The organism is Curtobacterium sp. MCBD17_019 (assembly GCF_003234555.1).
Lineage (GTDB): Bacteria > Actinomycetota > Actinomycetes > Actinomycetales > Microbacteriaceae > Curtobacterium.
The window spans coordinates 163986-188049 of sequence record NZ_QKTT01000004.1 but is presented as its reverse complement, the minus strand read 5'-3'; the positions used below and the strand labels follow the sequence as shown (position 1 = coordinate 188049).

Here is a 24064-nt window from a genome sequence, read left to right as displayed (position 1 = left end):
GTATGGTTCCTCGGCGATCCCTATGCCGTGGATCAGAACGGCTGCGAGCCGACTGTGGAGGATCGCCATCGCGCCGGCGGCCCGTCGTTAGGCTGCCCTCGTGACGACCCCGGCGCCCACCAGTCCGCCCACCCCCGTCAGCACCCTGCAGGCCGAGGCGTTCGCCGCGGGCACCCTGCCGCCCGTCGAGCAGGTCCGGGACGGCGTCTGGACCCTCGCGATCCCGTTCGCCGCGGGCATCCCCGACTCCACGCTCACGTACGTGCTCGAGGCCGCCGACGGGTCGCTCGTCGTCGTGGACCCGGGCTGGGGCACCGAACCGACGCTCGCGGTGCTCCGGGACGGCCTCGCCACGATCGGTCGGACCCTCGACGACGTCGGACTCGTCGCCGTGACGCACCTGCACGTCGACCACCTCGGCGCGGCGGCGGCCGTCCGGGACGCCTCCGGCGCGCGGGTCGCGATGCACCCGGCGGAGGCGCGAGCGATCCGCCACCAGGACGAGGACCGTCGGCGGGACGACGAGGACATCGCACGCTGGGGCGTGCCGGAGCCGCTGCGCGCCGGCCTGGTGCGGGCCTGGGGAACGGGGCGGCGCCTCCCGGACGTCGAGGCGGACCTGCTCGTGGAGGACGGGGACGTCCTGCCGGTCGCGGGGCGCGAACTCCGGGCCCTGTGGACGCCGGGCCACACGACCGGACACCTGTGCTTCGTCGACGCGCCGGACGGACTCCTGTTCACCGGCGACCACGTGCTCCCGCGGATCAACTCCGGGCTGGGGCTCGGGGGTCGGACGGCCACGAACCCGCTCGAGGACTACCTGGCGTCGCTCGACCGACTCGCCGACCTCGCGGAGCTCGAGGTGTGCCCCGGACACGAGTACCGGTTCCGCGACGTGCGGGCCCGGGCCGCGACGCTCGCCGACCACCGGCGGGAACGGGGCGAGCACGTCGCCGCGGCACTCGACACGCTCGACCGTCCCACGCTGTTCGAGGTCGCGGCGCACGTGCCGTTCCGTGGGGGCATCGCGTCGATGACCGGGTACCTGCTCGCGTCCGCGCTCGCCCAGACCGCGTTCCACGCTCGCCTGCTCGGGCGATCGGAGGAGATCCGGCCAGCCTGAGGCCGACGCGGACGCCGCCTGCGATCCGGAGATCCCCGACGCGGGCGCCGAGGACGCGTCAGCCGCGCACCTGGGCGTCGAGCGGCACCTGCGCCGCCGCGGCGACCGAGCGGACGACCTCGCGCAGTGCGTCGTCGTGGAGCGCCAGCGAGAACCCGACCACGCGCCGGTACACCGGGAGGTCCACGGTCGTCCAGCGTCCGCCGCTGTCGACCACGACCCGGAGCGCCTCGACCGTGCCGACGCCGTAGCGGTTGGCGGAGGACGTGGTCCCCGTGCCCACCTGACCGACCGCGGCGCGCGGGACCCCGAGGAGGAGCGTCGGCGTCCCGCCACCGACGTACAGGCCGATCCCGTGCTGGTCGGCGACGAGCGTCCCCGCCGCGCTCCGCGGCGCCCGCCGCTCGGGTCGCACGCCGAGGAGGCCCGCGGCGCGGTCGACCTCGGCCGCGGTGCCGCGCTTGACGAGGACGGGGGCCGTGAACGCACCGGGGTGCCGCTCGGCGAGCACCCGCTCACGGGCGCGGGTGCGGGCGTGCTGCACGGCGAGGACCACCTCGATGAGGACGAACACCCCGAGCGCGATGACGAGGAGGCTCTCGACGATCCCGACGGTCGACATGCCGTCCTCGTGCTCCCGGTACGCGAGGAACCCGAAGCGGAGCGCCGCGTACGCCACCACGAGCACGATCCCGACGATGCCACCCCGACGTCTGCGCATGTGGACACCCTAAGCCGCTGTCCACAGGGGCGCCGCGCCCCCGTTCGGGCCTCCCGTGGCCGGGCTAGTCTCGACCCGTGAGCAGCCCTGGATCCGATCCCGCGCCCGTCCGCGTCGAGCGCCCCGCGCCGGGCGTCGTCGTCGCCACACTCGACCGACCCGACGCCGGCAACGCGCTGGACGTCGCGATGGTCCAGGCGCTCGAGTACCTGGCGGACGCGGTCCGTGCCGACGTCGACGTCCGGGTCCTGGTGATCGGCGCCTCGGGATCCGCGTTCAGCCTGGGGTACGACGTCGCCGAGTCCGCGGACCGCACGGACGCGACCGTCCCGGACGACCTCGACCGACAGGAGCGCACCGCCGACGCACTCGCGGCGATCCGCGCCCTCCGCGTGCCCGTGGTCGCCGCCGTGGGCGGACCGGCCGCCGGGACGGGCCTGGCACTCGCGCTCGTCGCCGACATCCGGCTCGCCGGACCCGACGCGGTGTTCCAGGCGTCGTTCACCGCACTCGGCACCTCCACCGGCGAGTACGGCGTGTCGTGGCTGCTCCCCCGACTGGTGGGCCCCGCGGTCGCGGCGGACCTCGCGTTCACCGCCCGCGCGGTCGACGCCGACGAGGCCGCCGCCCTGCGTCTCGTGAACCGGGTCGTGCCGGACGTCGACGCCGCCGCGCTCGAGCTGGCGCGGACGATCGCCGCGAACTCCCCCGCGGGCGTCCGACTGTCGAAGCGCGCGATGCAGGCCAACCTCGAGGTCCCGTCGTACGACGCGGCGCTCGAGCTCGAGAACCGCGGCCAGACCCTGCTCACCCGGACCTCCGACATGGCGGAAGCGCTCGAGGCGTTCCTCGAGAAGCGCCAGGCGTCGTTCTCGAACCGATGACGCCGAACTCCACCGAACGCACGACCGGCAGCACCGTCGCTGGTGACAGCACGGGCCTGCCGACGGTCCCGGACGGAAACGGCACGCCCGGCAGCGGCGCGACCGGCTCCGGACACGCGCACCCCTGGCAGGGCATCCGTCTCGAGCACCTCGACGCCGGTGTCAGCCGCCTGGTCATCGACAACCCCACGCGGATGAACGCCGTGGACGCCGACGTCTTCCGCGAGATCGGGGAGGCCGCGCGGCACCTGCGGCGCGACGGCACGCGCGCGCTCGTGCTCACGGGCGCCGGCGACCGCGCGTTCTGCGCCGGGTACGACCTCGCCGCGCTCCCGGCCCTGCGCGCGACGACGGTCCCGGCGTTCCTCGACATCGAGGACACCGCGAGCGAGGCCGTCCAGGCGCTCCACGACCTGCCGTTCCCGGTCGTCGCCGCGGTGAACGGCGCTGCGTCCGGTGGTGGCCTGTCCCTGGCGCTCGCGGCCGACGTGCGGCTCGGTGTGCGGCGTGCCTCCTTCAACGCGGCGTTCGTCAAGGTCGGCTTCTCGATCGGCGAGCTCGGGACGTCGTGGATGCTCCCCCGCGTCGTCGGCCCCGGCATGGCCGCCGAGCTGGCGTTCACCGGTCGGGTCGTCCGTTCGGACGAAGCCCTGGCGATCGGGCTGCTCGACCGGATCGTCGACACCACCGCCGACGACGCCGTGGGCGCGTTGCAGGCCGAGGCCGTCGCACTCGCCACGGCGTACGCGGCCCCCGACCGCCGTGGCACGCGCATCGGCAAGCGATCGCTCGGGAGGGCCGGGGAGACCCCGTCGTACGAGGTCGCGGTCCGGCAGGCGTTCGGGGACCGGGCGTGAGCGCTGCGGCGAGCGGCGGGGCGGACGTGCTCCGGGCCTCCCGAGCGTTGCTGCCGACGGACGACCTGCGGCACCGACCGGCACCCGGGGCGCGCATGCGGGACAGCGTCTTCTACCAGACGGTGCTGCCCGAGGAACGACTGGCGGTGCAGGTGTACCTGTTCGTCACGGGCACGGGGGCGGCGGGTTACAACGTGGCGGTGTGGGGCGACGCCGCGCCGACCGTGCGCGAGTTCGGCGGCGGGCGCGTGGCCGAGGCCATGGACCTCGACGACTTCACCGTCGGCGGTCTCACGGTCCGGCACCGGGATCCGCTGCGCACGGCTGACGTCGTCGTGCGGACGGACCGCATCGAGCTCGACCTGACGTTCACGGCCCTGCACGAGGCCTTCAGCTTCCGCGACGCCCCCGACGGCCTGCCGTCCTGGTTCGCGGAGGACCGCATCGAGCAGACCGGTGCCGTCCGTGGTCACGTGCGCGCGGACGACCACGCGTTCGAGCTCGGGCCGATCGGGCACCGCGACCACTCGTGGGGTCTGCGGGACTGGCGTGCGCCCCAGCACTGGAAGTGGCTCGTGGCGTACACGCCCTCCGGGCGCGCGGTGAACGGGTGGACGTGGATCGCCGCCGGGCGGTGGGGGTTCGCCGGGTACGTCCTGCGGGACGGCCGGCCGGTGCCCGTGTCGCGCATCGAGGACGACACGACCTACGGCGCCGGGTACGAGCAACGCCGACTCCACGCGGTCCTGCACGACGTCGAGGGCGGCACGACGACGCTCGACCTCGACGTCTTCGGCGTGCTGCACCTGCCCGACGAGCGGACCGGGACGACCGTGCTCGAGGGTGGGTGCGTGGCGCGCATCGACGGCGAGCGGGGCGCTGGGCAGTTCGAGGTCGAGTGGCCGACGGACTACTTCGCCCACCTGCGCGGGGACGACGCGTGAGCGACGGTGCGACCGCCGGGACCACCGGCGCGGGAACCGGGACCGCCGTCGACGCGACGACGACCGCGGCCCTCGGGCGGTGGCTCGCCGACGCCGGGTTGACCGACTCGCGGGTGTCGGTGCGGCCGATCGGCGACGGCCACGCCAACGTCACCTGGCTCGTCGAGGACGACGCCGGGCAGCGCGTCGTGGTCCGACGCCCACCCCCACCGCCGACGCCCCCCGGCGCGAACGACGTCCTCCGCGAGGCCCGCGTGATCGCGGCGGTGGGCAGCCACGCCGGCGGATCGGTACCCGTGCCACGCGTGCTCGCGACGGCCGACGCCGGCACGGTGCTCGACGTGCCGTGCTTCGCCATGTCGTACGTGGCGGGTCCGGTGGTCACGACGGACCTGCCCGAGGGGCTGTCGACACCCGCCGCCCGCGCCGCACTCGCCGACGACCTCGTGGACCGGCTGGCCGCGCTGCACCGCCTGCCGTGGGACACGCTCGGGCTCCGCGGCCGACCCGACGGCGCGAACCTCCGGCAGCGGGACCGCCTCGCACGACTCGTCGCCGAGCCCGACGGCTCCCCGCCCGACGCCTTCGCCGACGTCGACGCGTGGTTGGTCGAGCACGCGCCGGCCGAGTCGGGGGCCGCGTTGGTGCACAACGACTACCGACTCGGGAACCTGCTGCTCGCGCCGGACGCCCCGCGGGTCGCGGCCGTGCTCGACTGGGAGCTCGCCGCCGTCGGCGATCCCCTCGTGGACCTCGGGTACCTCGTCGCGTCCTGGTCCGGGCCCGGGGGCCCGTCGACGCCCGTGCAGGAACTCGGCGCGGCGAGCAGTGCGCCCGGGTTCCCCGACGCTCGCACGCTCGTGGCGCGGTACGCCGATGCGACCGGCGCTCCCCTCGACCACCTCCGGTGGTACGTCGTGCTCGCGAACTGGAAACTCGCGGTGCTCTACGAGTACAGCCGCCGCCGCCACGAGCGCGGGGACGGCGACCCGTACTACGCGGGTACGGGCAAGGTCAGGGCCTTCCTGAGGGCCGCGGACGCCGCGCGCACCGAGCCGCTGACCTGACGCGGCGCGCGCGAGCGGCCGCGCCGCACGAGTCGCCCCCCGTCGGTGCCGCGCCGGCTGCAGCCATCCGCCGCGACGCCCGTCACACCGGCCACACCTCGTGCCGCCACGCGGCGTCCCAGAACATCCACTCGTAGCGCGACGCCGTGGTGAAGGCCTGTCGCATCTGCTCGACCTGGTGGGCGGAGGCTGCATCCGCGGCACGGTCGACCACGTCGCGGGCCTCGGCGGTGACCGCGGCGAAGCCCGGATCCCCGTAGGTCCCGATCCAGTCCCCGTACGGATGGCCGTCGAGGTCGCCCACGCGGTGCCGCAACCGGCGTCCGACGTCGTCGTAGAGCCAGAAGCACGGCAGCACACCCGCGACGATCACCGGGTACGACGACGACGCCGTGAGCGACAGCAGGTACGACGTGTACGCGACGCAGGTCGGTGACGGGGCCACCGAGGAGCCGTCCACACCGTGCGAGGCGTGCAGCTGCCGCTCGACGGCGACCGCGTTCGCGGCGGCGTTGCTCCAGAAGGCGAGGTCCCCGGCGTCGTCGGCTCGAGTCGCCGCGGCGGCCAGGACCCTCGCGTACGCCCCCAGGTACGCCGCGTCCTGCTCGAGGTAGTGGAGGAACGTCGCCCTCGGGAGGGAACCGCGCTCGAGCGCCACGAGGAACGGGAGCGCGTCCACCGCATCGCGGATCGGCGCCACGGTCTCCCAGACCTCGTCCGTGAAGCTCATCGCTCGTCCCACAGGTGCACGAAGTGGTGGACAGGGCCGTGGCCCTGTCCGACGTCGAGCACGTCGGCGCCCGCGAGCGCGTCCTGCAGCCAGGACCGGCCGTCACGGACCGCCTCCGCCCACGAACCCCGTCGCGGCCGCAGTGCCGCGACCGCCGAGGACAGGCTGCACCCCGTGCCGTGGGTGTTCTCCGTCGGGATCCTCGGGCTCCGGAGGCACTCGACCCCCGACGCATCGGCGAGGACGTCGACCACCTCGTCACCGGTGTCGAGGTGTCCGCCCTTGAGGAGCACGCGACGAGCACCGCGGCGCACGAGTTCGCGTGCCTGGTCGCGCATCGCGTCGACGGACGTGGCGGGCACCGTCGCGAGCAGCGCCGCGGCCTCCGGGATGTTCGGCGTGACGAGCGAGACGAGCGGCAGGAGCTCCGTCATGGCGTGGACCGCGTCGGGACGGAGCAGGAGGTCACCGCTCGTGGCGACCATCACCGGGTCGAGCACGACGACGTCGCACGGTGGCACCCGGAGGAACGCGGCGACCACGTCGATGGTCCCGGCGGTGGCGAGCATGCCGATCTTCACCGCGTCGACGCGGACGTCGTCGGTGAGCACACGCAGCTGCTCGGCGACGAAGGACGAGGGCACCTCGTGCACGCCGTACACGCCGGTGGTGCTCTGCGCGGTCAAGGCGGTCAGAACGGTCGTTCCGTACGCGCCGAGCGCGCTGAAGGTCTTCAGGTCCGCCTGGATCCCCGCCCCGCCGGACGGGTCACTGCCGGCGATGCTCAGGGCGACCGGTGGCCTCATCGGGCACCACTCCCCCAGGCAGCTCTGAGCGCGGACGTGGCTGCCGCGACGTCGGAGCGGCCGCAGATCGCACTGACCACGGCCATCCCCGCCGCACCGCTGGCCCGGACCGACGGCGCACGCGCGACGTCGACACCGCCGATGGCGACGCACGGCCAGGGGCTGGCATCGACCACGGCACGCAATCCGTCGAGTCCGCAGGGCTCGGCGGCGTCCGGCTTGGTGCTCTGCGGCCACACCGGACCGACGCCGAGGTAGTCGATGACGCCCGGCCCCATCGCCTCCGCGGCGTGCACGTGGGCGACGGTCTGGGCGGAGAGCCCGATGAGTGCGCTCGGTCCGAGCAGACGTCGTGCCAGCACCGGGTGCAGGTCGGACTGCCCCACGTGCGCGCCGTCGGCTCCGATGGCGCGCACGAGTGCGACCCGGTCGTCGACGAGCACGGGGACCCGCCCGCCGACGGCGGCGACGACCGCGCGGCCCATCGCGACGAACTCGTCGTCGGATGCATCGTGGTCTCGGAGCTGCACGGCCGTGACGCCGGCGCCCACGGCCTCCTGGACGGTGTCGGCGACACCCCTCACCCCGCACATCCGCGTGTCGGTGACGAGGTAGAGGGACAGGTCGGACGACCGGGAGCCGCTCACACGAGCCGGACCCGGTCCGCGACCTCGGCCGACGTGATCGAGGCGAGCTGGTCGAGCAACTGCACGGCGAAGGTGCCCGGCCCGCGGCTGAGCGGGGCGGCCTGCTCCGCGGCGACGGTGAGCACCGCCGTCGCCGCGGACGCGGCGAGCAGCGGTTCGGATCCCGTCGCCGCGAACGCGGCCATCAGCGCCCCCAGTGCGCAGCCGACCCCGGTGACCTGCGTCATCCAGGGGTGCCCGTTGCGGAGTCGGACGGTCCGGTCGCCGTCCGTGAGGTGGTCGGTGGGTCCGCTCACCGCGACGACCGTGTGGAAGCGGCGGGCGACCTCCTCCGCCGACCCGAGCGCCGCCTCCGGGCTGTCGGTCGCGTCCACGCCCTTGCCGCCCGCGCCGCCCGCGAGCGCCATGATCTCCGATGCGTTCCCGCGCACGATGGAGGGCCGGTGCTCGAGCAGGTCCATGGCGACGCCCGTGCGCCATCCCAGCCCGCCCGCGGCGACCGGGTCGAGGACCCACGGCGTCCCGTGCTCCGCGGCGCTGAGCACCGCCGCCGTCATCGCCTCGACGGTCGGCTCCTGCGGGGTGCCGAGGTTCACGAGCACGCCGCCCGCGGCCCCGGCGAACGGCCCGGCCTCCTCCGGGTTGTCGACCATGGCGGGCGCGGCGCCGACCGCGAGCAGCACGTTCGCCGTCCACTGTGCGACGACGATGTTCGTCAGGCACTGCACGAGTGGCGGGCGGTCGCGGAGACCGTCCAACGCCGCTGCGAGCGCCGACGGGTCGAGTGGGACAGATGGAGATGCCACGGATGACGTCCCTTCGCTAGTACTAACCAGATCAGGTTCGACGGGTCTGTTCTCAGCCTCGCTCGATGGAGGCACCCCGCGTCGCAGGCGAGTCTAGGGCCGTCGGACATTGGCGCACCCTGCTGTTAGCCTGACGAACGGCCGAAGATGAGCCGGACCACGACCGAGCGTCCCGTGCGAACCCGATCCGGACCCGACCCGTCTCCGAACCAGCAGCGGCACCACGTTGGAACAGGAGCACGATGTCAGCGAGCAGCGCCCTCGGGAACTACACGGCGGAGCAGGTCGAGCGGTACTACGCGAACGGCGACTGGCAGGACGGGGTCCTCATCGACATCGTCCGCGACCGTGCCGACGCCCACCCGGAGCGGACGTTCGTCACCGACGGCACGCTCACGCTGACGTACGGGCAGCTCCGCGAGGACGCCATCCGCCTCGCCGTCGGCCTGCGCGGCCTCGGCGTGGAACGGGGCGACCGCGTCGTCGTGCAGATGCCGAACTGGGCGGAGTTCGCCACGATCGTCGTCGCGCTCTCGCGGCTCGGCGCGATCCTCGTCCCCACGATGCCGATCTTCCGGCACGACGAGGTCGGCTACGTCCTCGAGCACTCCGAGGCGAAGGTCGTGATCGGCCCGCACGTGTTCCACCGCTTCGACCACCTCGCCATGTTCACCGCGCTCAAGGACCGGATCCCGACCCTCGACCACGTCGTCGTCGCCCGGGCCGAGTACCCGGACGCGCTCGACGGCGCGATCGACCTCGCGTCGCTGGCGGCCGAGGGCGACCTCGACGAGCTCGACGCGTCGCTCGGTGACACCGCGGGCCCCGACGATGGCTGCCTCGTCGTCTACACCTCGGGCACCACGAGCCGCCCGAAGGGCTGCTTCCACACCTTCAACACCATCCACGCGGCCGCACGCCTGCTCAACGAGCGCCTGCACGTCGACGAGGGCGACGTGATGTTCAACCCGTCGCCCGTGAGCCACTCCACCGGGCTCATCACGGGCCTCCTCATGCCGCTCATGGTGGGGGGCAGCACCCACTTCATGCCCGTCTGGGCGCCGGACGAGGGCATCGAGCGCATCCGCGAGTACGGCTGCACGATCACCGTGACGTCGACGACGTTCCTGACGACCGTGATGGAGGCATTCGACCCGGAGCGCCACGACCTCAGCTCGATGCGGTACTGGGTGTGTGCCGGCGCGCCGATCCCGGGTGCCGTCGTGCAGTCCGCGCGCGCGATGTTCCCGTCGTGCCAGATCCTCAGCCTCTACGGGCGGAGCGAGAACATGACGACCGCGTTGTGCGCACCCGAGGACGCCCCCGAGAAGTCCGTGCTCTCGGACGGCCGGGCCCTCGCGGACTCCGTCGTGAAGGTGGTCGACGAGGACGGCGTCGAGGTCCCCGCCGGCACGAGCGGCGACATCGCGTACCAGGGCCCGTCCCACATGCTCGGGTACTACCGCGATCCGGAGCAGACCGCCGCGCTGTTCACGCCGGACGGGTTCTCGCGCTCGGGCGATCTCGGCGTGATGGACGCGGACGGCTTCGTGCGGGTGAGCGGCCGCATCAAGGACATCATCATCCGCGGCGGCATCAACATCTCGTCGCGCGAGGTCGAGGACCTGCTCGGCGAGCACCCCGCGGTCCGCACCGTCGCCGTCGTCGCGATGCCGGACCCGCGGCTCGGCGAGCGCTCGTGCGCCTTCGTGGTGGTCGCCCCCGGTCACGACGAGCCCTCGTTGTCCGACCTGACCAACTTCCTCCGGAGCAAGCAGATCGCCGTGCAGAAGCTGCCGGAGCGCCTCGTGGTGATCGACGAGCTCCCGATGACCCCGGTCGGCAAGGTCCGCAAGAACGTGCTGCGCGACCGGATCGTGTCGATGCTCGCCGAGGAGCAGCGCGGTGTGACGTCCTCCCAGGACTAACGGCTCCGCCGCGGCCGTCAGCGGCGTCGACGGCAAGCAGCGCCGCCGACGCCCGTCGACGCTGACGGCAGCCTCCCGGCCGCGGGGCGTTGGATGGGTCGATGGCCCTCCCCACCGCCGCGGACCCCGTTGCCCCGATGCTCGCCAAGGCCGTCCCGGATGTCCCCGCCGCGGACGCCGTGCCCGGGGGCCTCAGCTACGAGCCGAAGTGGGACGGCTTCCGCGGGATCGTCTACCACGACGGCACGGACGTCGAGATCGGCAGCCGCGGGTCGAAGACGCTCACCCGGTACTTCCCGGAGCTCGTGGCGGTGTTCCGCGACCAGCTGCCGGGGCCGTGCGTGCTCGACGGCGAGATCGTCGTGCGGACCGGCGAACCGGGCGCGGAGCGGCTGGACTGGGACGCCCTGACGCAGCGGATCCACCCCGCCGCGTCCCGGATCCGGAAGCTCTCGGTCGAGACCCCCGCTGCCTTCGTGGCGTTCGACCTGCTCGCGTTCGAGGACCGGGACCTGCGGGACCTGCCGTTCGCCGAGCGCCGCGTGGCACTCGAGGAACTCGGTCGCGCGTTCGAGAACCCGCTGTTCGTGTCCCAGCGCACGCTCGACGTCGAGGAGGCCCGCCGCTGGCTGGTCGAGTTCGAGGGGGCGGGACTCGACGGTGTCGTCGCGAAGCCCCTCGCCGGGCCGTACGCGCCGAACAAGCGCACGATGCTCAAGGCGAAGCACCACCGCACCGCCGACGTCGTCGTGGTCGGCTACCGCGTCCACAAGTCGGGCGAGGGCGTGGGGTCCCTGCTGCTCGGCCTGTACGACGCAGACGGCGAGCTGCGCATGGTCGGCGGCGTCTCCGCCTTCTCCGACGCCCGACGGCGGGAACTCGTCACCGAACTGGACCCACTGGTCCGGCGGGACGCGGACGGGAGGCCCGTCACCGGCGCCACCGAACGCAGCCGGTTCGCCTCGGGGCGCGACACCTCGTTCGTCGAGCTCGAGCCGGAGCGCGTCGTCGAGGTGCGGTACGACCAGATGGAGGGCGACCGGTTCCGCCACACGGTGCAGTTCGACCGGTGGCGGCCCGACCGGAACGCGCGGTCCTGCACCTACGAGCAGCTCGAGCAGCCGATCGCCTACGACCTCAGCAGCGTGCTGCGCTGATCCCGTGGGTGCCTGGGACCTCGTCGAGCGGGGACGTCCGTGTGGCCGCGACGGCCTGTGGTCCGACCGCGCGCCCGGACGGCTCACGATCCCGCGTCCGGGCGCGGCGACCCTCGTCGTGCTCGGCGGCTACGCGGTGTCGCGGGTGCTCGCGACCGGCCTGCTGCTCACCGCCTGGATCGTGAGCGGCGGCGTCCACGACGCACACGCGACCCTCCGGGCCCCAGGCGGGTTCGGCGGGTTCCTCACGGCCTGGGACGGCGCCTGGTACCGGCGGATCGCCCTGCATGGCTACCCGTCGGACCTGCCCGTGGCGGGCGGTGCGGTGCAGAAGAGCGTGTGGGCGTTCCTCCCGGTGTACCCGGCCGTGGTGCGCGCGCTCATGTCGCTGACCTCGCTCGGATACGCACCGGCCGCGGTGACCGTGTCGGTGGTGGCGGGCGGCGCGGCCACGGTCGTCCTGCACCGGCTGCTCGCGGAGCGGTTCGGCAGCCGTCCCGCGATGTGGGGCGCGCTGTTCTTCGCGTTCGGACCGCTCGGGTTCCTGTTCCAGGTCGCGTACGCCGAGTCCCTGTTCCTCGCGCTCGTGTTCGCCGCACTCCTGGCGGTGCTCCGGGGCCGGCCGCTCGTGGCGATGCCGTTCGGGGTGGCCGCGGCGTTCACGCACCCCGGTGCCCTCGCGGTGCCGGTCGCCCTCGCGGCGGTGTGGGTGGCGTCACTCGTGCGTCGACGGCCGCTGCCGCTCCGGACGCACCTCGCGGTGGTCGCGTCCGGTCTCGTGACCGCGGCGGCAGGACTCGCGTGGCCGGTCGTCGTGACGCTCGTCACCGGCCGCGGCGACGGCTACGTGGCCACGGAGACCGCCTGGTGGCGGGACTACTTCGGGGACGCCGCCGCGGTGTTCCGCCCGCTGACGCCGTGGTTCCTGTTCGCGGAACGGCTCGTCGGCGGCTGGGGCGTGCCGATCGTCGTACTGCTCCTCGTCGCCGTCGGCTGGTGTCTGGCGTTCCGGAGTCGTGCACTCGGGGTCGGGATCGGGGCGTTCGTCGTCGCGTACGTCGCGTACCTGGTCGCGGTGTTCCTGCCGCAGCAGAGCACCTTCCGCATGTTGCTGCCGCTGTCCCCGGTGCTCGGGACCCCTGCGCTGTCCGCCTCAACGCGTCGCGCGACGGCGACGTTGGTCGTCGGCATCGCGGTCCAGCCGATCGCGATCTGGGCGCTCTGGGTCGCCTGGCCACCCTGACCCGCGGTTCCCGACCGGACTGTCCCGTTCACGCGGCTGTCCCCCTGCGGAGGTGCACGGTTCACCCAGCGATGCGACGATCAGCGGGTCGAGGACGCCGATCAGGGTCCACCGAGTCGCCCGGCCCCGGCGGAAACAAACCGACTGTCCGAATTCCGCACAGTTCTCCTCCATAGTTAGGCGAACTAGTAACTCCGTGCCACAGTTGTTCCAGGTCGGAGATAGTCTCCGAACCGAACGAGTTCCCGGGCACCGCCCTTCGAGAACAGGACCACCATGAGCACGCATCTCCTCCCCGTCCGTCACACGGCGCAGCGCAGCCCGTTCACGGAGATCCGGGAGGCGCGGCACCAGCGCGCACTCGTCGCCAGCGCGACCGTGACCGGCATCGTCAGCGTCACCGTCGCGAGCCTCGCGCTCGTCACCCTCGGGCTCGGCGCGTGAACGCCCCCGCCATCGTCACGCCGCTCATCGAGCGCGCCGCCGCTCCGGCACCGACGACCACCTGGGCCCTCGCGGACGAGGGCCTCTGGGTCGCGACGCACGCCGGGTACTTCGGCGGCACCATCGACCAGCACGGCGCGCACCACTACGCGATGGACACCTTCGGGCGCTACGTCGGGGACTTCGCGACGCTCGACCTCGCGAAGCAGCACCTCATCGAGCACATGACCACGCTCTTCGGCACGGAAGGAATGGCAGCATGAACGGCATCGACGGCATCAGCGACGCGCACCGCGGGACGTGGTCGCGCTTGACCCGCCTCCACACGGCGAGCGCGGGCCTCCCGACGCAGACCAAGCGCACCGAGGACGGGCGCACCGCACGCGACGAGGCAGCGCTCGGCCTGTAGGAACCGATCGGCACCCAGCCCAGATCGCACAACGCGCCGCTCACCTCCGGGTGCAGCGGCGCGTTCTGCATTCTCGGCGCGGAGACGCGGCGCGTTCTGCGATCTCGGCCGGGGCGCGCGTCAGGCCTGCTGCTTGCGCGCCCGGGACGGCTGCACGCGGGGCGGCTCCCCCGGCATCTTCGGGTAGTCGGGCGGGAACGGCATCTCGCCCAGACCGGCAGCGAGGTCCCGCTCCCACCACGCCAGCAACGCGTCGATGCGGGCGGGCTGCGCGTGCATGTCCTCCCACGGGTCACCGACGGCGCGGAGTCGCTCCGGGATCGTGCGCACCGTGTGTGTCCGCGGGTCGGTCTCCGACAGTTCCTCCCATCGGAGCGGGGTCGAGACGGACGCGTGCGGGAGTGCTCGGGGGCTGTAGGCACCGGCGATCGTCCGATCCCGGTTCGCCTGGTTGAAGTCGACGAAGATCCGCTCGCCGCGCTCTTCCTTCCACCACGCGGTCGTCACCTGCTCCGGCATCCGCCGTTCGAGTTCGCGGGCGGCGGCGATCACCGCGTGCCGCACGTCGAGGAACGCCCATTCGGGCTCGATCGGCGCGTACACGTGCAGGCCGCGGTTCCCCGAGGTCTTGATCCACGCGGTCAACCCCGCTTCGTCGAGGACCTTCCGCAGCTCGAGCGCGGCGGGGACGGCGTCGTGGAAGTCGGTGCCCGGCTGCGGGTCGAGGTCGATCCGCAGCTGGTCCGGGAAGTCGCTCCGCTCAGCACGTGACGCCCACGGGTGGAACACGACGGTGTTCATCTGCGCCGCCCACACCGCCGCGGCGGGCTCGTCGATGATCATCTGCGGGTGTGCGCGGGCGCTCGGGTAGGTCACGGTGACGGCGCGCACGAAAGCGGGTGCGCCCTTCGGCGGGTTCTTCGAGAAGAACTGCTCGCCGTCGACGCCCTCGGGGAACCGCTGGAGCGACACCGGCCTGTCCCCGTTCGCGCGCACGAACGCGTCCCCCACGGTGACGAGGTAGTGCGCGAGATCGAGCTTCGTCAGCCCGAGCTGCGGCCACAGCACGCGTTCCGGACTCGAGATCCGGACCTCCCGGTCACCGGCCGGTCCGGGCACCGTCAGCACCGTCGCGTTGCTCGCCATCCGTGCAACCTACGCCGGACGGCCGGGAGGCGCGGCACCGGCCCGCACACCGGCGTCGCTCCGCCTCGCCCTCCCCCGTGGACAGACTGACCGTTCCGATCTAGATTGCTAGCATGGTAGCCAGCAGCGGGAACAAGGTGCAGTTCAACGTGTACCTGCCGGCCGAACTCGTCCGCGAGCTCAAGCACCGCGCCATCGACGAGGGGGTCTCGCTCTCGTCGCTCGTCGAACACGTGATGTCCACGTACCTGTCGGGTGCCGAGGCCGCCCCGACGGAGGGGGAACGACCATGACGACCATCCGCAGCATCCTGTACACCGCCCACCCCGCCGCATGGCACGACCTCGCGACGGCGCTCGGGCTCCGACGGCACGATGCCCCCGCCGACGGCGACTGGACGGAGTTCGACGGCGACGGGGTCCTCGCCATCCGCGGCGTCGATGACGGGTCGGCCGACGACGGACGGGTCGATCTGCAGGTGCTGGTGGCGGACCTCCCGGCAGTGCGGCGCGAGCTCGACCGAGCAGAGCTGGCCGTCCGGACCAGCACGCTCGCCGACGTCGGGGAGCTGCTCACCGTCGACGCCGCCGGTGCACCGGTCGCGATCACCACCGCGGACCGAGCAGCAGTGGGCGGCGACCTCAGCGTCATGCCCATCCGCTACGCGTCGTCGGTCGCCGAGGCGGCGCGGGTGTTCCGAGCGATCGGCCTCGGACCCCGGATCGCGGCCGACGGTGGCGGATGGGCGGACTTCACCGCGGACGGCGGCGGGCTCGCGGCCCTGCACGAGGGTGCGGACGGCCGCACCGAGCTGTCGTTCGAGCACCGCGGCGACCTCGACACACTCGCCGCACGTCTCCGCGCCGGCGGGTACGAGGCGGACGTGGTCGACGAGGCATACAACCGGACCGTCCTCGTGACCACGCCCGACGGCTGGCGACTGTGGGTCAACGGGGCCCAGGAGGACCTCCACGGGTACTCGCGTCAGGACTGAGCGCAGCCCCAGGCCGACCGCGGCCCGCTCGCCCTGCCCCGCGTCCGCTCGGTCCTCCCGCGAGATCGCAGAAGGTGTCGCTCCGGGTCCGGTCGAAGCGGCAACGACCGCGACCTCCATGGGCTCCGGAGGCGGGTGGGCTCCGGAGCGGCCCGACCGCCTGTCCGGCAGTCCGGCCCCCTTGACTGGGCGGCGTCAGGGGATGGTGTTCCAGTGGAAGTCACCTCGAGCGTCCGCACCGTGGGACATCGTCTTCCAGGACATCGCCACCCCCATGCTCGTCATCGCGCGGGACAAGTGTCGTCCCACGAAAGGGGGACAACCACCCCCCGTACGAGGGTCACGAGATCGCAGCCGGTGTCGCTTCAATGGGGATCGAAGCGGCAACGACTGCGATCTCGATGAGATGGGAAGCGGGGCGGGGCGCGACCCGCTCGCCAGTAGGCTGACGCGGTGACCGACACCCCCGCCACCCCGCTCCGGATCGCGCTCGTGTCGCTGCACACCTCCCCCGGGGACGAGCCCGGTTCCGGCGAGGTCGGTGGGATGAACGTCGTCGTGCGACACCAGGCCGAGGCGCTCGCGGACCTCGGGCATCGGGTCGAGATCGTCACCCGCCGGTCGTCACCGACGCAGCCGGACTCCGTCGAGATCGTCGCGGGCGTGTGCCTCCGGTTCCTGTCGGCCGGGCCCGCACAGCCGGTCCCGAAGGGCGAACACGACGCCTTCATCGAGCCGTTCCGGGCGGGACTGGCGGAGCTCGGCCCGTACGACGTGTTCCACGCGCACCACTGGTTCTCCGGCATGGCCGCGCTGCCGGTGGCTCGGGAGCGCGGGGTCCCCCACGTGCAGTCCTTCCACTCGATCGCCGCCGACGCAGCGACTCCGCTGTCCGAGGGCGAGCGCCCCGAGTCGGCGGGCCGGATGGAGGGCGAGGCGTTCCTGGCGCGCGAGTCGGACGCCGTCGTCGCGATCAGCGAGGCCGAGGCCGACACCGTCCGCTCCCGGCTCGGCGCCGCAGCGAAGCGGGTGGTCATCGTGCCACCCGGTGTCGACGGCTCGGTGTTCCGTCCGGCGAGCGCCGCGACCCGCGCCGCCGCCCACGACCGCCCCCGCTACGTCGTCGCGGCCGCTCGGGTGCAGCCCCTCAAGGGCCTCGACCTGGCGATCGCCGCGGTCGCCGCCGTTCCCGAGGCCGTTCGGCCGGACCTGGTGATCGCGGGCGATGCGTCGAGCGAGGCGACCGGATACGTCGAGGAGCTCCGCGCGCTCGCGGATCGACTCGGCATCGGGGACCGGGTCCGGTTCGTCGGTCCGCAGTCGCGCCCGGACCTGGCGATGCTGTTCCGCAACGCGGGACTCGTGCTCGTGCCGTCGCACTCCGAGACGTACGGTCTCGTCGCGCTCGAGGGCTCCGCGTCCGGCGTGCCGGTGGTCGCCGCCGCCGCGGGTGGCCTGCGCGAGGCGGTCGTGGACGGTGAGACCGGCGTCGTCGTGGAGTCGCGCGACCCGGACGTCTGGGCGGGCGTCATCGCGACCGTCCTGACCGATCCGGCGCTCGCGGACCAGCTCGCCGCGGCGGGGCGGGAGCGCGCGGAGCGGCTCAGCTGGGAGCGGTCCGCCGAGGGACTCGTCGAGACCTACCGGTCGGTGATCGCGCGCGTCGAGGAGCGCCGGCGCTCCGCGTCCGCGTGAGCGGCGTGCTCCGGCGAGTCGTCCGGGCGGCGCTCGTCACCGGGACCCTGTGCCTGCTGACCGCGTGCTCGGCGGTGAACGGCGGCGTGCCTCCCGGCTCCGGCACCGGCGGCATCGGCGGGGCGGGCACCGCTGCTGCCGGCCCCGGCGCGGTGAGCGTGAGCGCTGCCGCGAGCGCGGGGACCGCTCCGGGTGCCGCCGACACCCCCTCCACGGCGGCGACGGGCACCGCCGTCGCCCTCCTGGCGACGCTGCCCGTCAAGGGCCGCGCCGCGGCGACCGGGTACGACCGCGTCGGCGACTTCGGCACCGCCTGGCTCGACCGCGACCACGACGGATGTGACACCCGCGACGACGTCCTGGCGCGTGATCTCACGGACGTCGAGCGCCCGGGAGGCTGCCGGGTGCTGTCCGGCACCCTCGTGTCGCCCTACACGGGAGCGGCGATCCGGTTCATGCGCGGCGCGACGACCTCGGCCGCCGTGCAGATCGACCACGTCGTGGCGCTCGAGGACGCCTGGCAGACGGGGGCACAGCAGCTCGACCAGGAGGCTCGGGAGGACCTGGCGAACGACCCGGGCAACCTCCTGGCGGTCGACGGGCCGTCGAACGAGCAGAAGGGGTCCGGTGATGCCGCCACATGGCTGCCGCACGTCGTCGCGTTCCGGTGCTCCTACGTGGCCCGGCAGGTCGCGGTGAAGGCCGCGTACGGACTCTGGGTCACCCCAGCCGAACACGACGCGATCGCCCGGATCCTGGCGACCTGCCCGATGCAGCCCGCGGTCCGCACGGCGTTCTCGGCCCGACCGGGAGGCACGGCCGCCGGAAGCGGGTCGGGCGGCGCCGCCGTCGTCCCGGCTCCGGCGACTCCTGCGGCTCCCGGAGCGCCGGCTGCGACACCTGCCGGTCCGACGCCGGCACCGAGCTTCGCGAACTGTGCGGCGGTCCGGGCAGCCGGTGCGGCACCGCTCCACGTCGGCGACCCGGGGTACTCGCGCCAGCTCGACCGCGACGGCGACGGCACGGCCTGCGAGGACTGACCGCGGACGGCCCGTGCTACCCCTGACCGGCGAGGAGCTCGTCGATCCGCTCGAAGTCCTCGTCCATCCCGGCGTCGATCCCGCTCGCGAGGACGGCGTCGCAGGCCTCCTTCGAGGCGTGGGTCGAGGTGATCTCGAGCGCGGATCGCCCGCCCTCGAGGTCCACGAACCGCAGGGTCTCGAGCGTCACGCCGCTCTCGCCCTCGTACTCCCATGTGTGGACGATGCGACCCGGCACGACCTCGTGGTACGAGCCACGGAAGGCCCAGCCGTCGCCGTTCGCCGCCTCGACGACGTAGCGGAACGCACCGCCGGTCACCGCGTCGAACCGGTCGAGCCGGACGGTGGTGCCGTGGGGCCCCATCCACCGGACGAAGCGCTCGGGATCGGTGTGGGCGCGTTGCACGGCGCTCGCGGATGCATCGAACTCGCGACGGTGCCGAACGCTCTGGTCGCCGACGCGGGTGTGCTCCGTCTCGGCCGGGCCGCGGGGGTCGTCCTGAGGCATCGGGGGTCCTTCCGGATTCGGCCGCGGCGGTGCGGCCGGGTTCGTCGTGCTCGTGTCAGCGCGCGGCAGCACCGTATTCGGGCTCACGGTCGGACGTCAAGGACCGCGACGGTCGTGCTCGGCCGATGGTGCGAGCGGCAGGATGGGGACATGCCCCTCGACCTCGCCGCGTTCTGGTCGGCGCTCGACGCGGTCCCGGTGCCCGACGACGCCGAGGCGTTGTACGACGCGTCGGCGGAGGGCACGCTCCGACGCGGCAACCTCGACCGGTACCTGCGCCTGCTCGCCGACGCCGGATCGACCGTGCTGCTCGTCGCCGAGGCCCCCGGCTGGCGGGGCATGACGAACACGGGCCTGCCGTTCGTCAGCGTGCGGGAACTCGACGCACGCCCGGGGATCGTGACCGGGGCCGCCGAGGGTGACGGCTTCGCGCGACCGCCGGAGCCGACCGCGCCGTGGGAGGCCTCCTCGCGGGTGGTCTGGGCCGCGCTCCGGGACTGGGCGGGGCCGTTGCCCGTCGCGTGGCCGGTGTACCCGCACCACCCGTTCGCCGCGCCCGACCGACGCACGAACCGGACGCCCCGACCGGCCGAGGTCCGAGCCGGCGCTCCCGCGACGCTCGCGCTGCTCGAGGCGCTGCGCATCGACCACGTCGTCGCCGTGGGGCGGAAGGCCCAGGGAGCGCTCGCCACCGCCGGCATCGACGCGGTCGCCGTCCGCCACCCCGCCCAGGGCGGCGCACGACAGTTCACGGACCAGCTCGCCGCGTTCTCCGCAGCCGTCCGCTGAGCCGGCGCGGATCAGGGCGCGGGACGGCTCGCGGACACGTCGCCTCCGCTCGCACCGTCGGCCGGGAGGAACGGGTACCGCCATCGGGACGTCGGCCCGTCCGGTGTCGCCCGCCACGTCACCGTCAGGGTCCGGTCCCGCGTCGCGGCGTCGGGGACGGCCCGGAACGCGAGGGACTCCCCCGCGGCGAGGTCCGCCGGCGGCTCGGACACGACGACCGGCATGGTCGGGTCCGCCGTCAGACGCACGTCGAACGCGCTCGCCGTGCCGGTGTTCCGGAGGACGGCACCGCCGTCCGGCGCCGACGCGATCCGCCACGAGACGGACGGAGCCGGAGGGACCGACGCGGCACGCGCCTCCCGGCCGGCGTCCGACGGAGCGGGCGTGGACGGCGGACCCCCGCTCGGTCGTGCCAGGCGTTCGAGCGCGCCGGCGATGCGCTCGAGGGTGTCGATGGACAGCGCCGAGGTGCGCTCGGCCCGTTCGGCGCTCGCGGCGGCGGTGAGCCGGTCCTGCTCGGCAGCTCGACGGGCGCCCTCGGCGGTCCGGGCGTCACGCTGCTGCTGCCGCGCGGTGTACACCCACGACACGACCACGCCGAGCAGCGCGACGACGGTCCCGACGACCTGGATCCACGTGTCGATGCCGCTCATGCCGACACCCTGCCGGACACCCCCGACACCGCCGCCCTACGTGGTCTCGATCGTCACGCCCTTGGCCCGGAGCTCGGCGTCGACGTGCGCGGGCAACGGCGCGGACGTCCACACGGTCTCGAGCGCCGGCAACTCCACGATGTCGCTCCACGTCAGCGGGTCGTGGCGGTCGTCGTCCCCGCTCCAGTCGGGATCGACGTCGCCGTAGATCTGGAGGTCCCCGTCGACGGTCAGCTGCGTCACCAGCGCGAGCTGCGAGGGCAGGACCTCGAGGTCCTCGTAGTACTCGCGGGCGAGCTGCCCGGAGCCCTCGACGACCTCGTCCTCGTCCTCGGCATCCTCGTGCGCCGCACCCGCGTACGGTTCGAGGACGTCGAGGTCGTAGCACAGCGCCTCGAGGACGATGAGCTTGGCGTTCTGGTCGGCGAAGTCGTACGGCTCCTCGGGCGTTTCCATGCCCGGGATCGTATCCCCGCCGCCGGTGCCGTGGCCGTGCGGTCAGATCCCCGTGACGTCGTGGAGCATCGCCGCGAGTTCGGTGACGTGGGGTTCGCGGAGCAGGGAACTGTGTTCGCTCGCGAGCCGGGGGAACCGCATCTCGCCGCGCAGGTAGGGGCGCCACGAGTCCGGCCCGTCCGGGTTGCCGTCGGCGAACACGAACGTGACCGTGCCGTCGTACGGGCGCACCCGGTGCCGGCGGACCATCACCGAGGCCTGGTCGAAGAACGCGTCGAAGTGGTCCTGTCCCCGGTACCGGACGACCCCCGCCGTGTAGGCGCGGAGCCGGCGGGACACCCGCTTGACCTGCGGGAGTCCACCCGGCAGGACCCTGCGGAGCTGTTGTTCCGCGCCGCGGCGCACCGCGTTGAGCACTCGCGACCCGTGCTCGCGCTCCGGCAGTCGGGCGAACTCGAGCGCGCCCTGCTCCGCCGTGCTCCGCGGCAGGTAGGTGTCCAGGAGCACGACGTGCTCGACGGTCTCCCCGTTCTCGGCGAGGGTCGTCGCGATCTCGAGGGCGATCAGGCCGCCGAGCGAGTGCCCGATGAGCCGGTACGGGCCGTGCGGCTGGACCACGCGCATGAGTTCGATGAACCGACGCGCCGCCGCGGGGACGCTCCAGTCCGGCAGACTGCGCCGCTCGAGGCCGTGCTGCTGGAACACGTACACGTCGTGGTCGGCCAGGTGCCGGGCCAGGGGCACGAACGTCAGGCCGAGGGCGCCGGCACCGGGGAAGCAGAACACGGGCGCGCCGCCGCCACTCGTCAGCTTGACGACGTCGGGGTGGCTCGGCACGGCTCGGGTCCCGGCACGGACCCGCCGCGCGAAGTCCGCCAGGGTCGGATGCTCGAGGATCTCGGCGGACCGCACCTCGACTCCGATCCGGTCGGACACGGCGGCGAGCATCTCCTCCGCGGCCAGGGAGTCCCCGCCGAGCGACGCGAAGTCGTCCTCCGGCGCGACGGCGGGCAGCCCGAGGACCTCGGCCCAGATCTGCCCGACGGCGAGTTCCCACTGGTCGTGGGTGGTCTCGTTCATCGTGGCGACCGCGCCGTCGCCCCCACCGGCGTCGTCTCCGGTCCCGGCGGCCGGGGGCGGCGGGAGCTCGGCGCGGTCGACCTTGCCGCGCTCGTTCCGCGGCAGCGCCACCATCGGCACGATCGTCCCGGGCACCATGTAGGCGGGGAGTTCGGCGCGCAGGGCACGTCGGATCGCAGCGGGCGACGCCGTGCGCCGCCCGGCTCGACCGACGACGTAGGCGACGAGGCGCGTGGATGCCCCGGGTTGCACGATCGCGGTGACCACGGCCTCCTGGACCGTGTCGATGCGGCGGATGGCGGCCTCGATCTCGCTCGGCTCGACGAGGTACCCGCGGACCTTGACCGCGTCGTCGGCCCGACCGAGGAGCGTGAGTTTGCCGTCCTCGTCGATCCGCGCGAGGTCGCCCTGCTTCCAGGTGGCCCGGCCGTCCTCGGCGATCCCGGCACGGAGCGCCGTCTGCTCGTACGCGCCCCAGTACCCCGGGGTCACCGCGTCGGACACGCACAGCAACTGGCCGGTCTCGCCGACCGCCGCGGTGGTGCCGTCCTCGCGGAGGATCCGGATCTCCTTGTCGAACGCCGGCTCGCCCGCCGGGATGCTCCCCTCGGGCACCGGATCGCCCGGCGCGATCTCGTTGAAGGCGAGCGACGCGGTCTCGCTCGACCCGGTGAAGTTGAAGAACGACGTCGTCGGGCCGAACAGCGGCCGCACCGCCGCGACGTCGGTCCCCGTCACGGCCTCACCGACGGTGGCGAACACCCGGAGCCCGCGGAGCCGGTCGTCGTCGGGTCCGAGCGCGTCGGCGATCGTCCGGGCGAGGTGCGGGGTGCTCTGCAACACGGTGATGCCGCGCTCCGCGATGCGGTCGACGAGTCCGAGCACCCCGGCGTCACGCGCGTCGAGCAGGTGCGCCTCGGCACCCGAGTGGATCGTGCCGAACGCCATGGCGAACCCCGCGGCGAATCCGACGGGCAGCACGACGGCGGAGCGCTCGCCGGGAGCGAGCCCGAGGCGCTCGCGGTAGCCGGTGACGTCCGCGAGCATGGCTCGGTGGCTCGTCACGACGCCCTTCGGCGCGCCCGTCGAGCCGGACGTGAACACGATGTTGAAGCCGTCCGTGCCGCCGCGTTCGAGGGCGGCGGGCACGACCCGGATCGGCCCGCCCGCTGCGGCGATCGACTGGGCCTCGTCGAGCATCGGATCGAGCGGGAGGACCGCGGCCGGGCCCGCCACGAGCGTCGCCGCGAGCGCGCGGTGCGCCTCGTCCGCGACGATCTCGGTGATGCCCGCGAGCGCGATGACGTGCCGGATCCGTGCCTCTGGCAGATGGGCGTCGAGGACGACGAGCAGCCGGCCGGCGAACGCGAGACCGAGGACGCCGAGCACGCCGCCGCTCGTCTGGCTGGCCATGATCCCGACCGGCACCGGCCCGTCACCGGGCACGGGGCCGACGCCGGCCGCGCTGTGGTCGTCCGGCCGGAGGCGCTCGTCGAGGAGTGCGCCGAGGGCGCGGCTGATCTCGTCGGCCTGCCGGTAGGTCACCGTCGTGTGCTCGTCGGACAGCGCGATCTCGTCCGGCCACCTGGCTGCGGTGCGGGCCCAGCGTTCGAGCAGGGAATGCTCGGGCATGAGCTCGCCCTGCCGCGAGGACTCGGCCGGCGGCGCGATCGCGACGGCCGGGTGTCGGTCGTCGGGCGCGGCGCCGACGGACGATCGAGGCGCGCCGCCGGCGGTCGTCGAGGACAGCGTGGTCGCGCTGCGCTCGGACATGGTGGTGTCCTCGTCGGTTCCGGTGCGCGTCGGGGCAGCGCGGTCCGGAACCATCGCGGCGCCTGGGTGGGCGTCGTGCATGGGCAGAACCTCCCGTTTCGGGTCGGGGGTCGTGTTCGGGTGGTGCGACCCTACCCTGCCGCTCACAGCTCGTCCATAGCGCG

At 73.6% G+C, this 24064-nt stretch carries 26 protein-coding genes and 1 riboswitch; of the genes, 16 read left to right on the top strand and 10 right to left on the bottom strand.

Annotated elements, in window-relative coordinates; all coding sequences use genetic code 11:
• Positions 1 to 100: 100 nt before the first annotated feature.
• A complete protein-coding gene (locus tag DEI82_RS05835; protein WP_111036088.1) occupies positions 101 to 1123 on the top strand; it encodes an MBL fold metallo-hydrolase in 1023 nt (340 codons plus the stop codon).
• 58 nt (positions 1124 to 1181) lie between these two features.
• Here DEI82_RS05835 and DEI82_RS05830 read toward each other — a convergent pair whose 3' ends face one another.
• Positions 1182 to 1844 (bottom strand): hypothetical protein, encoded by a 663-nt coding sequence (locus tag DEI82_RS05830; RefSeq protein WP_111036087.1) that lies wholly within the window; start codon positions 1842 to 1844, stop codon positions 1182 to 1184.
• A 77-nt stretch (positions 1845 to 1921) separates the two neighbouring features.
• On the opposite strand from DEI82_RS05830, the gene DEI82_RS05825 reads away from it, so the two are divergent.
• From DEI82_RS05825 to DEI82_RS05810, 4 genes are read left to right on the top strand one after another with little or no spacing between them, the layout of a single operon-like run.
• Complete coding sequence (locus DEI82_RS05825) at positions 1922 to 2728, top strand: enoyl-CoA hydratase/isomerase family protein (protein WP_111036086.1); 807 nt, start codon at positions 1922 to 1924, stop codon at positions 2726 to 2728.
• Positions 2725 to 3585, top strand: a complete 861-nt coding sequence (locus DEI82_RS05820) for an enoyl-CoA hydratase/isomerase family protein (protein WP_111008587.1) — start codon at positions 2725 to 2727, stop codon at positions 3583 to 3585. The genes DEI82_RS05825 and DEI82_RS05820 overlap by 4 nt, the downstream gene beginning before the upstream one ends.
• Positions 3582 to 4529: a hypothetical protein gene (locus DEI82_RS05815; protein WP_111008586.1), complete on the top strand. Its 948-nt coding sequence runs from the start codon at positions 3582 to 3584 to the stop codon at positions 4527 to 4529. The genes DEI82_RS05820 and DEI82_RS05815 overlap by 4 nt, the downstream gene beginning before the upstream one ends.
• Positions 4526 to 5596 carry a phosphotransferase family protein gene (locus DEI82_RS05810; protein WP_111036085.1) on the top strand — a complete coding sequence of 357 codons (1071 nt, stop codon included), beginning with the start codon at positions 4526 to 4528 and terminating at the stop codon, positions 5594 to 5596. Before DEI82_RS05815 ends, DEI82_RS05810 begins: the two co-directional genes overlap by 4 nt.
• 82 nt (positions 5597 to 5678) lie before the next feature.
• Here DEI82_RS05810 and DEI82_RS05805 read toward each other — a convergent pair whose 3' ends face one another.
• From DEI82_RS05805 to thiM, 4 genes are all read right to left on the bottom strand, one after another.
• Entirely contained in the window at positions 5679 to 6326 is a 648-nt protein-coding gene (locus DEI82_RS05805; protein WP_111036084.1) for a TenA family protein, read from the bottom strand.
• Positions 6323 to 7132, bottom strand: a complete 810-nt coding sequence (gene thiD, locus DEI82_RS05800; protein WP_111036083.1) for a bifunctional hydroxymethylpyrimidine kinase/phosphomethylpyrimidine kinase — start codon at positions 7130 to 7132, stop codon at positions 6323 to 6325. The genes DEI82_RS05805 and thiD overlap by 4 nt, the downstream gene beginning before the upstream one ends.
• Positions 7129 to 7779 carry a thiamine phosphate synthase gene (gene thiE / locus DEI82_RS05795; protein WP_375334612.1) on the bottom strand — a complete coding sequence of 217 codons (651 nt, stop codon included), beginning with the start codon at positions 7777 to 7779 and terminating at the stop codon, positions 7129 to 7131. Before thiE ends, thiD begins: the two co-directional genes overlap by 4 nt.
• A complete protein-coding gene (gene thiM / locus DEI82_RS05790) occupies positions 7776 to 8585 on the bottom strand; it encodes a hydroxyethylthiazole kinase (protein ID WP_111036082.1) in 810 nt (269 codons plus the stop codon). Before thiM ends, thiE begins: the two co-directional genes overlap by 4 nt.
• Positions 8577 to 8674, bottom strand: a riboswitch (TPP riboswitch). (Overlaps the previous gene by 9 nt.)
• Before the next feature lie 153 nt (positions 8675 to 8827).
• Between thiM and DEI82_RS05785 the strand changes: the two genes are divergently transcribed.
• From DEI82_RS05785 to DEI82_RS16170, 6 genes are all read left to right on the top strand, one after another.
• Positions 8828 to 10513, top strand: coding sequence for an AMP-binding protein (locus tag DEI82_RS05785; RefSeq protein ID WP_111036081.1), 1686 nt, complete (start codon positions 8828 to 8830; stop codon positions 10511 to 10513).
• Between the two features lie 101 nt (positions 10514 to 10614).
• Positions 10615 to 11670 carry an ATP-dependent DNA ligase gene (locus DEI82_RS05780; RefSeq protein WP_111036080.1) on the top strand — a complete coding sequence of 352 codons (1056 nt, stop codon included), beginning with the start codon at positions 10615 to 10617 and terminating at the stop codon, positions 11668 to 11670.
• Positions 11671 to 11674: 4 nt separating this feature from the next.
• The gene (locus DEI82_RS05775) at positions 11675 to 12913 is read left to right on the top strand and encodes a hypothetical protein (RefSeq protein WP_111036079.1); all 1239 of its coding nucleotides are present in this window, start codon (positions 11675 to 11677) and stop codon (positions 12911 to 12913) included.
• A gap of 276 nt (positions 12914 to 13189) precedes the next feature.
• Positions 13190 to 13357 carry a hypothetical protein gene (locus tag DEI82_RS16175; RefSeq protein ID WP_181434666.1) on the top strand — a complete coding sequence of 56 codons (168 nt, stop codon included), beginning with the start codon at positions 13190 to 13192 and terminating at the stop codon, positions 13355 to 13357.
• Positions 13354 to 13620 (top strand): hypothetical protein, encoded by a 267-nt coding sequence (locus DEI82_RS05770; RefSeq protein WP_111026843.1) that lies wholly within the window; start codon positions 13354 to 13356, stop codon positions 13618 to 13620. The genes DEI82_RS16175 and DEI82_RS05770 overlap by 4 nt, the downstream gene beginning before the upstream one ends.
• Positions 13617 to 13766 carry a hypothetical protein gene (locus DEI82_RS16170; protein WP_181434667.1) on the top strand — a complete coding sequence of 50 codons (150 nt, stop codon included), beginning with the start codon at positions 13617 to 13619 and terminating at the stop codon, positions 13764 to 13766. The genes DEI82_RS05770 and DEI82_RS16170 overlap by 4 nt, the downstream gene beginning before the upstream one ends.
• Before the next feature lie 120 nt (positions 13767 to 13886).
• Here the strand turns inward: DEI82_RS16170 and ligD are convergent, their stop codons facing one another.
• Complete coding sequence (gene ligD / locus DEI82_RS05765; protein ID WP_111036078.1) at positions 13887 to 14912, bottom strand: non-homologous end-joining DNA ligase; 1026 nt, start codon at positions 14910 to 14912, stop codon at positions 13887 to 13889.
• A 113-nt stretch (positions 14913 to 15025) separates the two neighbouring features.
• Between ligD and DEI82_RS05760 the strand changes: the two genes are divergently transcribed.
• The 4 genes from DEI82_RS05760 (at position 15026) to DEI82_RS05745 (ending at position 18641) form a co-directional block, all read left to right on the top strand.
• Positions 15026 to 15205: a CopG family transcriptional regulator gene (locus DEI82_RS05760; RefSeq protein WP_111012677.1), complete on the top strand. Its 180-nt coding sequence runs from the start codon at positions 15026 to 15028 to the stop codon at positions 15203 to 15205.
• A complete protein-coding gene (locus tag DEI82_RS05755; protein ID WP_111036077.1) occupies positions 15202 to 15906 on the top strand; it encodes a hypothetical protein in 705 nt (234 codons plus the stop codon). The genes DEI82_RS05760 and DEI82_RS05755 overlap by 4 nt, the downstream gene beginning before the upstream one ends.
• Before the next feature lie 453 nt (positions 15907 to 16359).
• Positions 16360 to 17601 (top strand): glycosyltransferase, encoded by a 1242-nt coding sequence (locus DEI82_RS05750; protein ID WP_258371977.1) that lies wholly within the window; start codon positions 16360 to 16362, stop codon positions 17599 to 17601.
• Between the two features lie 5 nt (positions 17602 to 17606).
• Complete coding sequence (locus DEI82_RS05745) at positions 17607 to 18641, top strand: DUF1524 domain-containing protein (RefSeq protein WP_111036120.1); 1035 nt, start codon at positions 17607 to 17609, stop codon at positions 18639 to 18641.
• Positions 18642 to 18657: 16 nt separating this feature from the next.
• Here the strand turns inward: DEI82_RS05745 and DEI82_RS05740 are convergent, their stop codons facing one another.
• The gene (locus DEI82_RS05740; RefSeq protein WP_111036076.1) at positions 18658 to 19149 is read right to left on the bottom strand and encodes an SRPBCC domain-containing protein; all 492 of its coding nucleotides are present in this window, start codon (positions 19147 to 19149) and stop codon (positions 18658 to 18660) included.
• 150 nt (positions 19150 to 19299) lie between these two features.
• On the opposite strand from DEI82_RS05740, the gene DEI82_RS05735 reads away from it, so the two are divergent.
• Positions 19300 to 19938: a uracil-DNA glycosylase gene (locus DEI82_RS05735; RefSeq protein WP_111036075.1), complete on the top strand. Its 639-nt coding sequence runs from the start codon at positions 19300 to 19302 to the stop codon at positions 19936 to 19938.
• A gap of 11 nt (positions 19939 to 19949) precedes the next feature.
• On the opposite strand, the gene DEI82_RS05730 is transcribed toward DEI82_RS05735, so the two are convergent.
• The 3 genes from DEI82_RS05730 to DEI82_RS05720 are packed head-to-tail and all read right to left on the bottom strand — an operon-like array spanning position 19950 to position 23900.
• Positions 19950 to 20591: a hypothetical protein gene (locus tag DEI82_RS05730; protein WP_111036074.1), complete on the bottom strand. Its 642-nt coding sequence runs from the start codon at positions 20589 to 20591 to the stop codon at positions 19950 to 19952.
• A gap of 36 nt (positions 20592 to 20627) precedes the next feature.
• Positions 20628 to 21047: a DUF6892 domain-containing protein gene (locus DEI82_RS05725; RefSeq protein ID WP_111008569.1), complete on the bottom strand. Its 420-nt coding sequence runs from the start codon at positions 21045 to 21047 to the stop codon at positions 20628 to 20630.
• 42 nt (positions 21048 to 21089) lie between these two features.
• Entirely contained in the window at positions 21090 to 23900 is a 2811-nt protein-coding gene (locus DEI82_RS05720; RefSeq protein ID WP_181435117.1) for a non-ribosomal peptide synthetase, read from the bottom strand.
• Positions 23901 to 24064 lie beyond the last annotated feature (164 nt).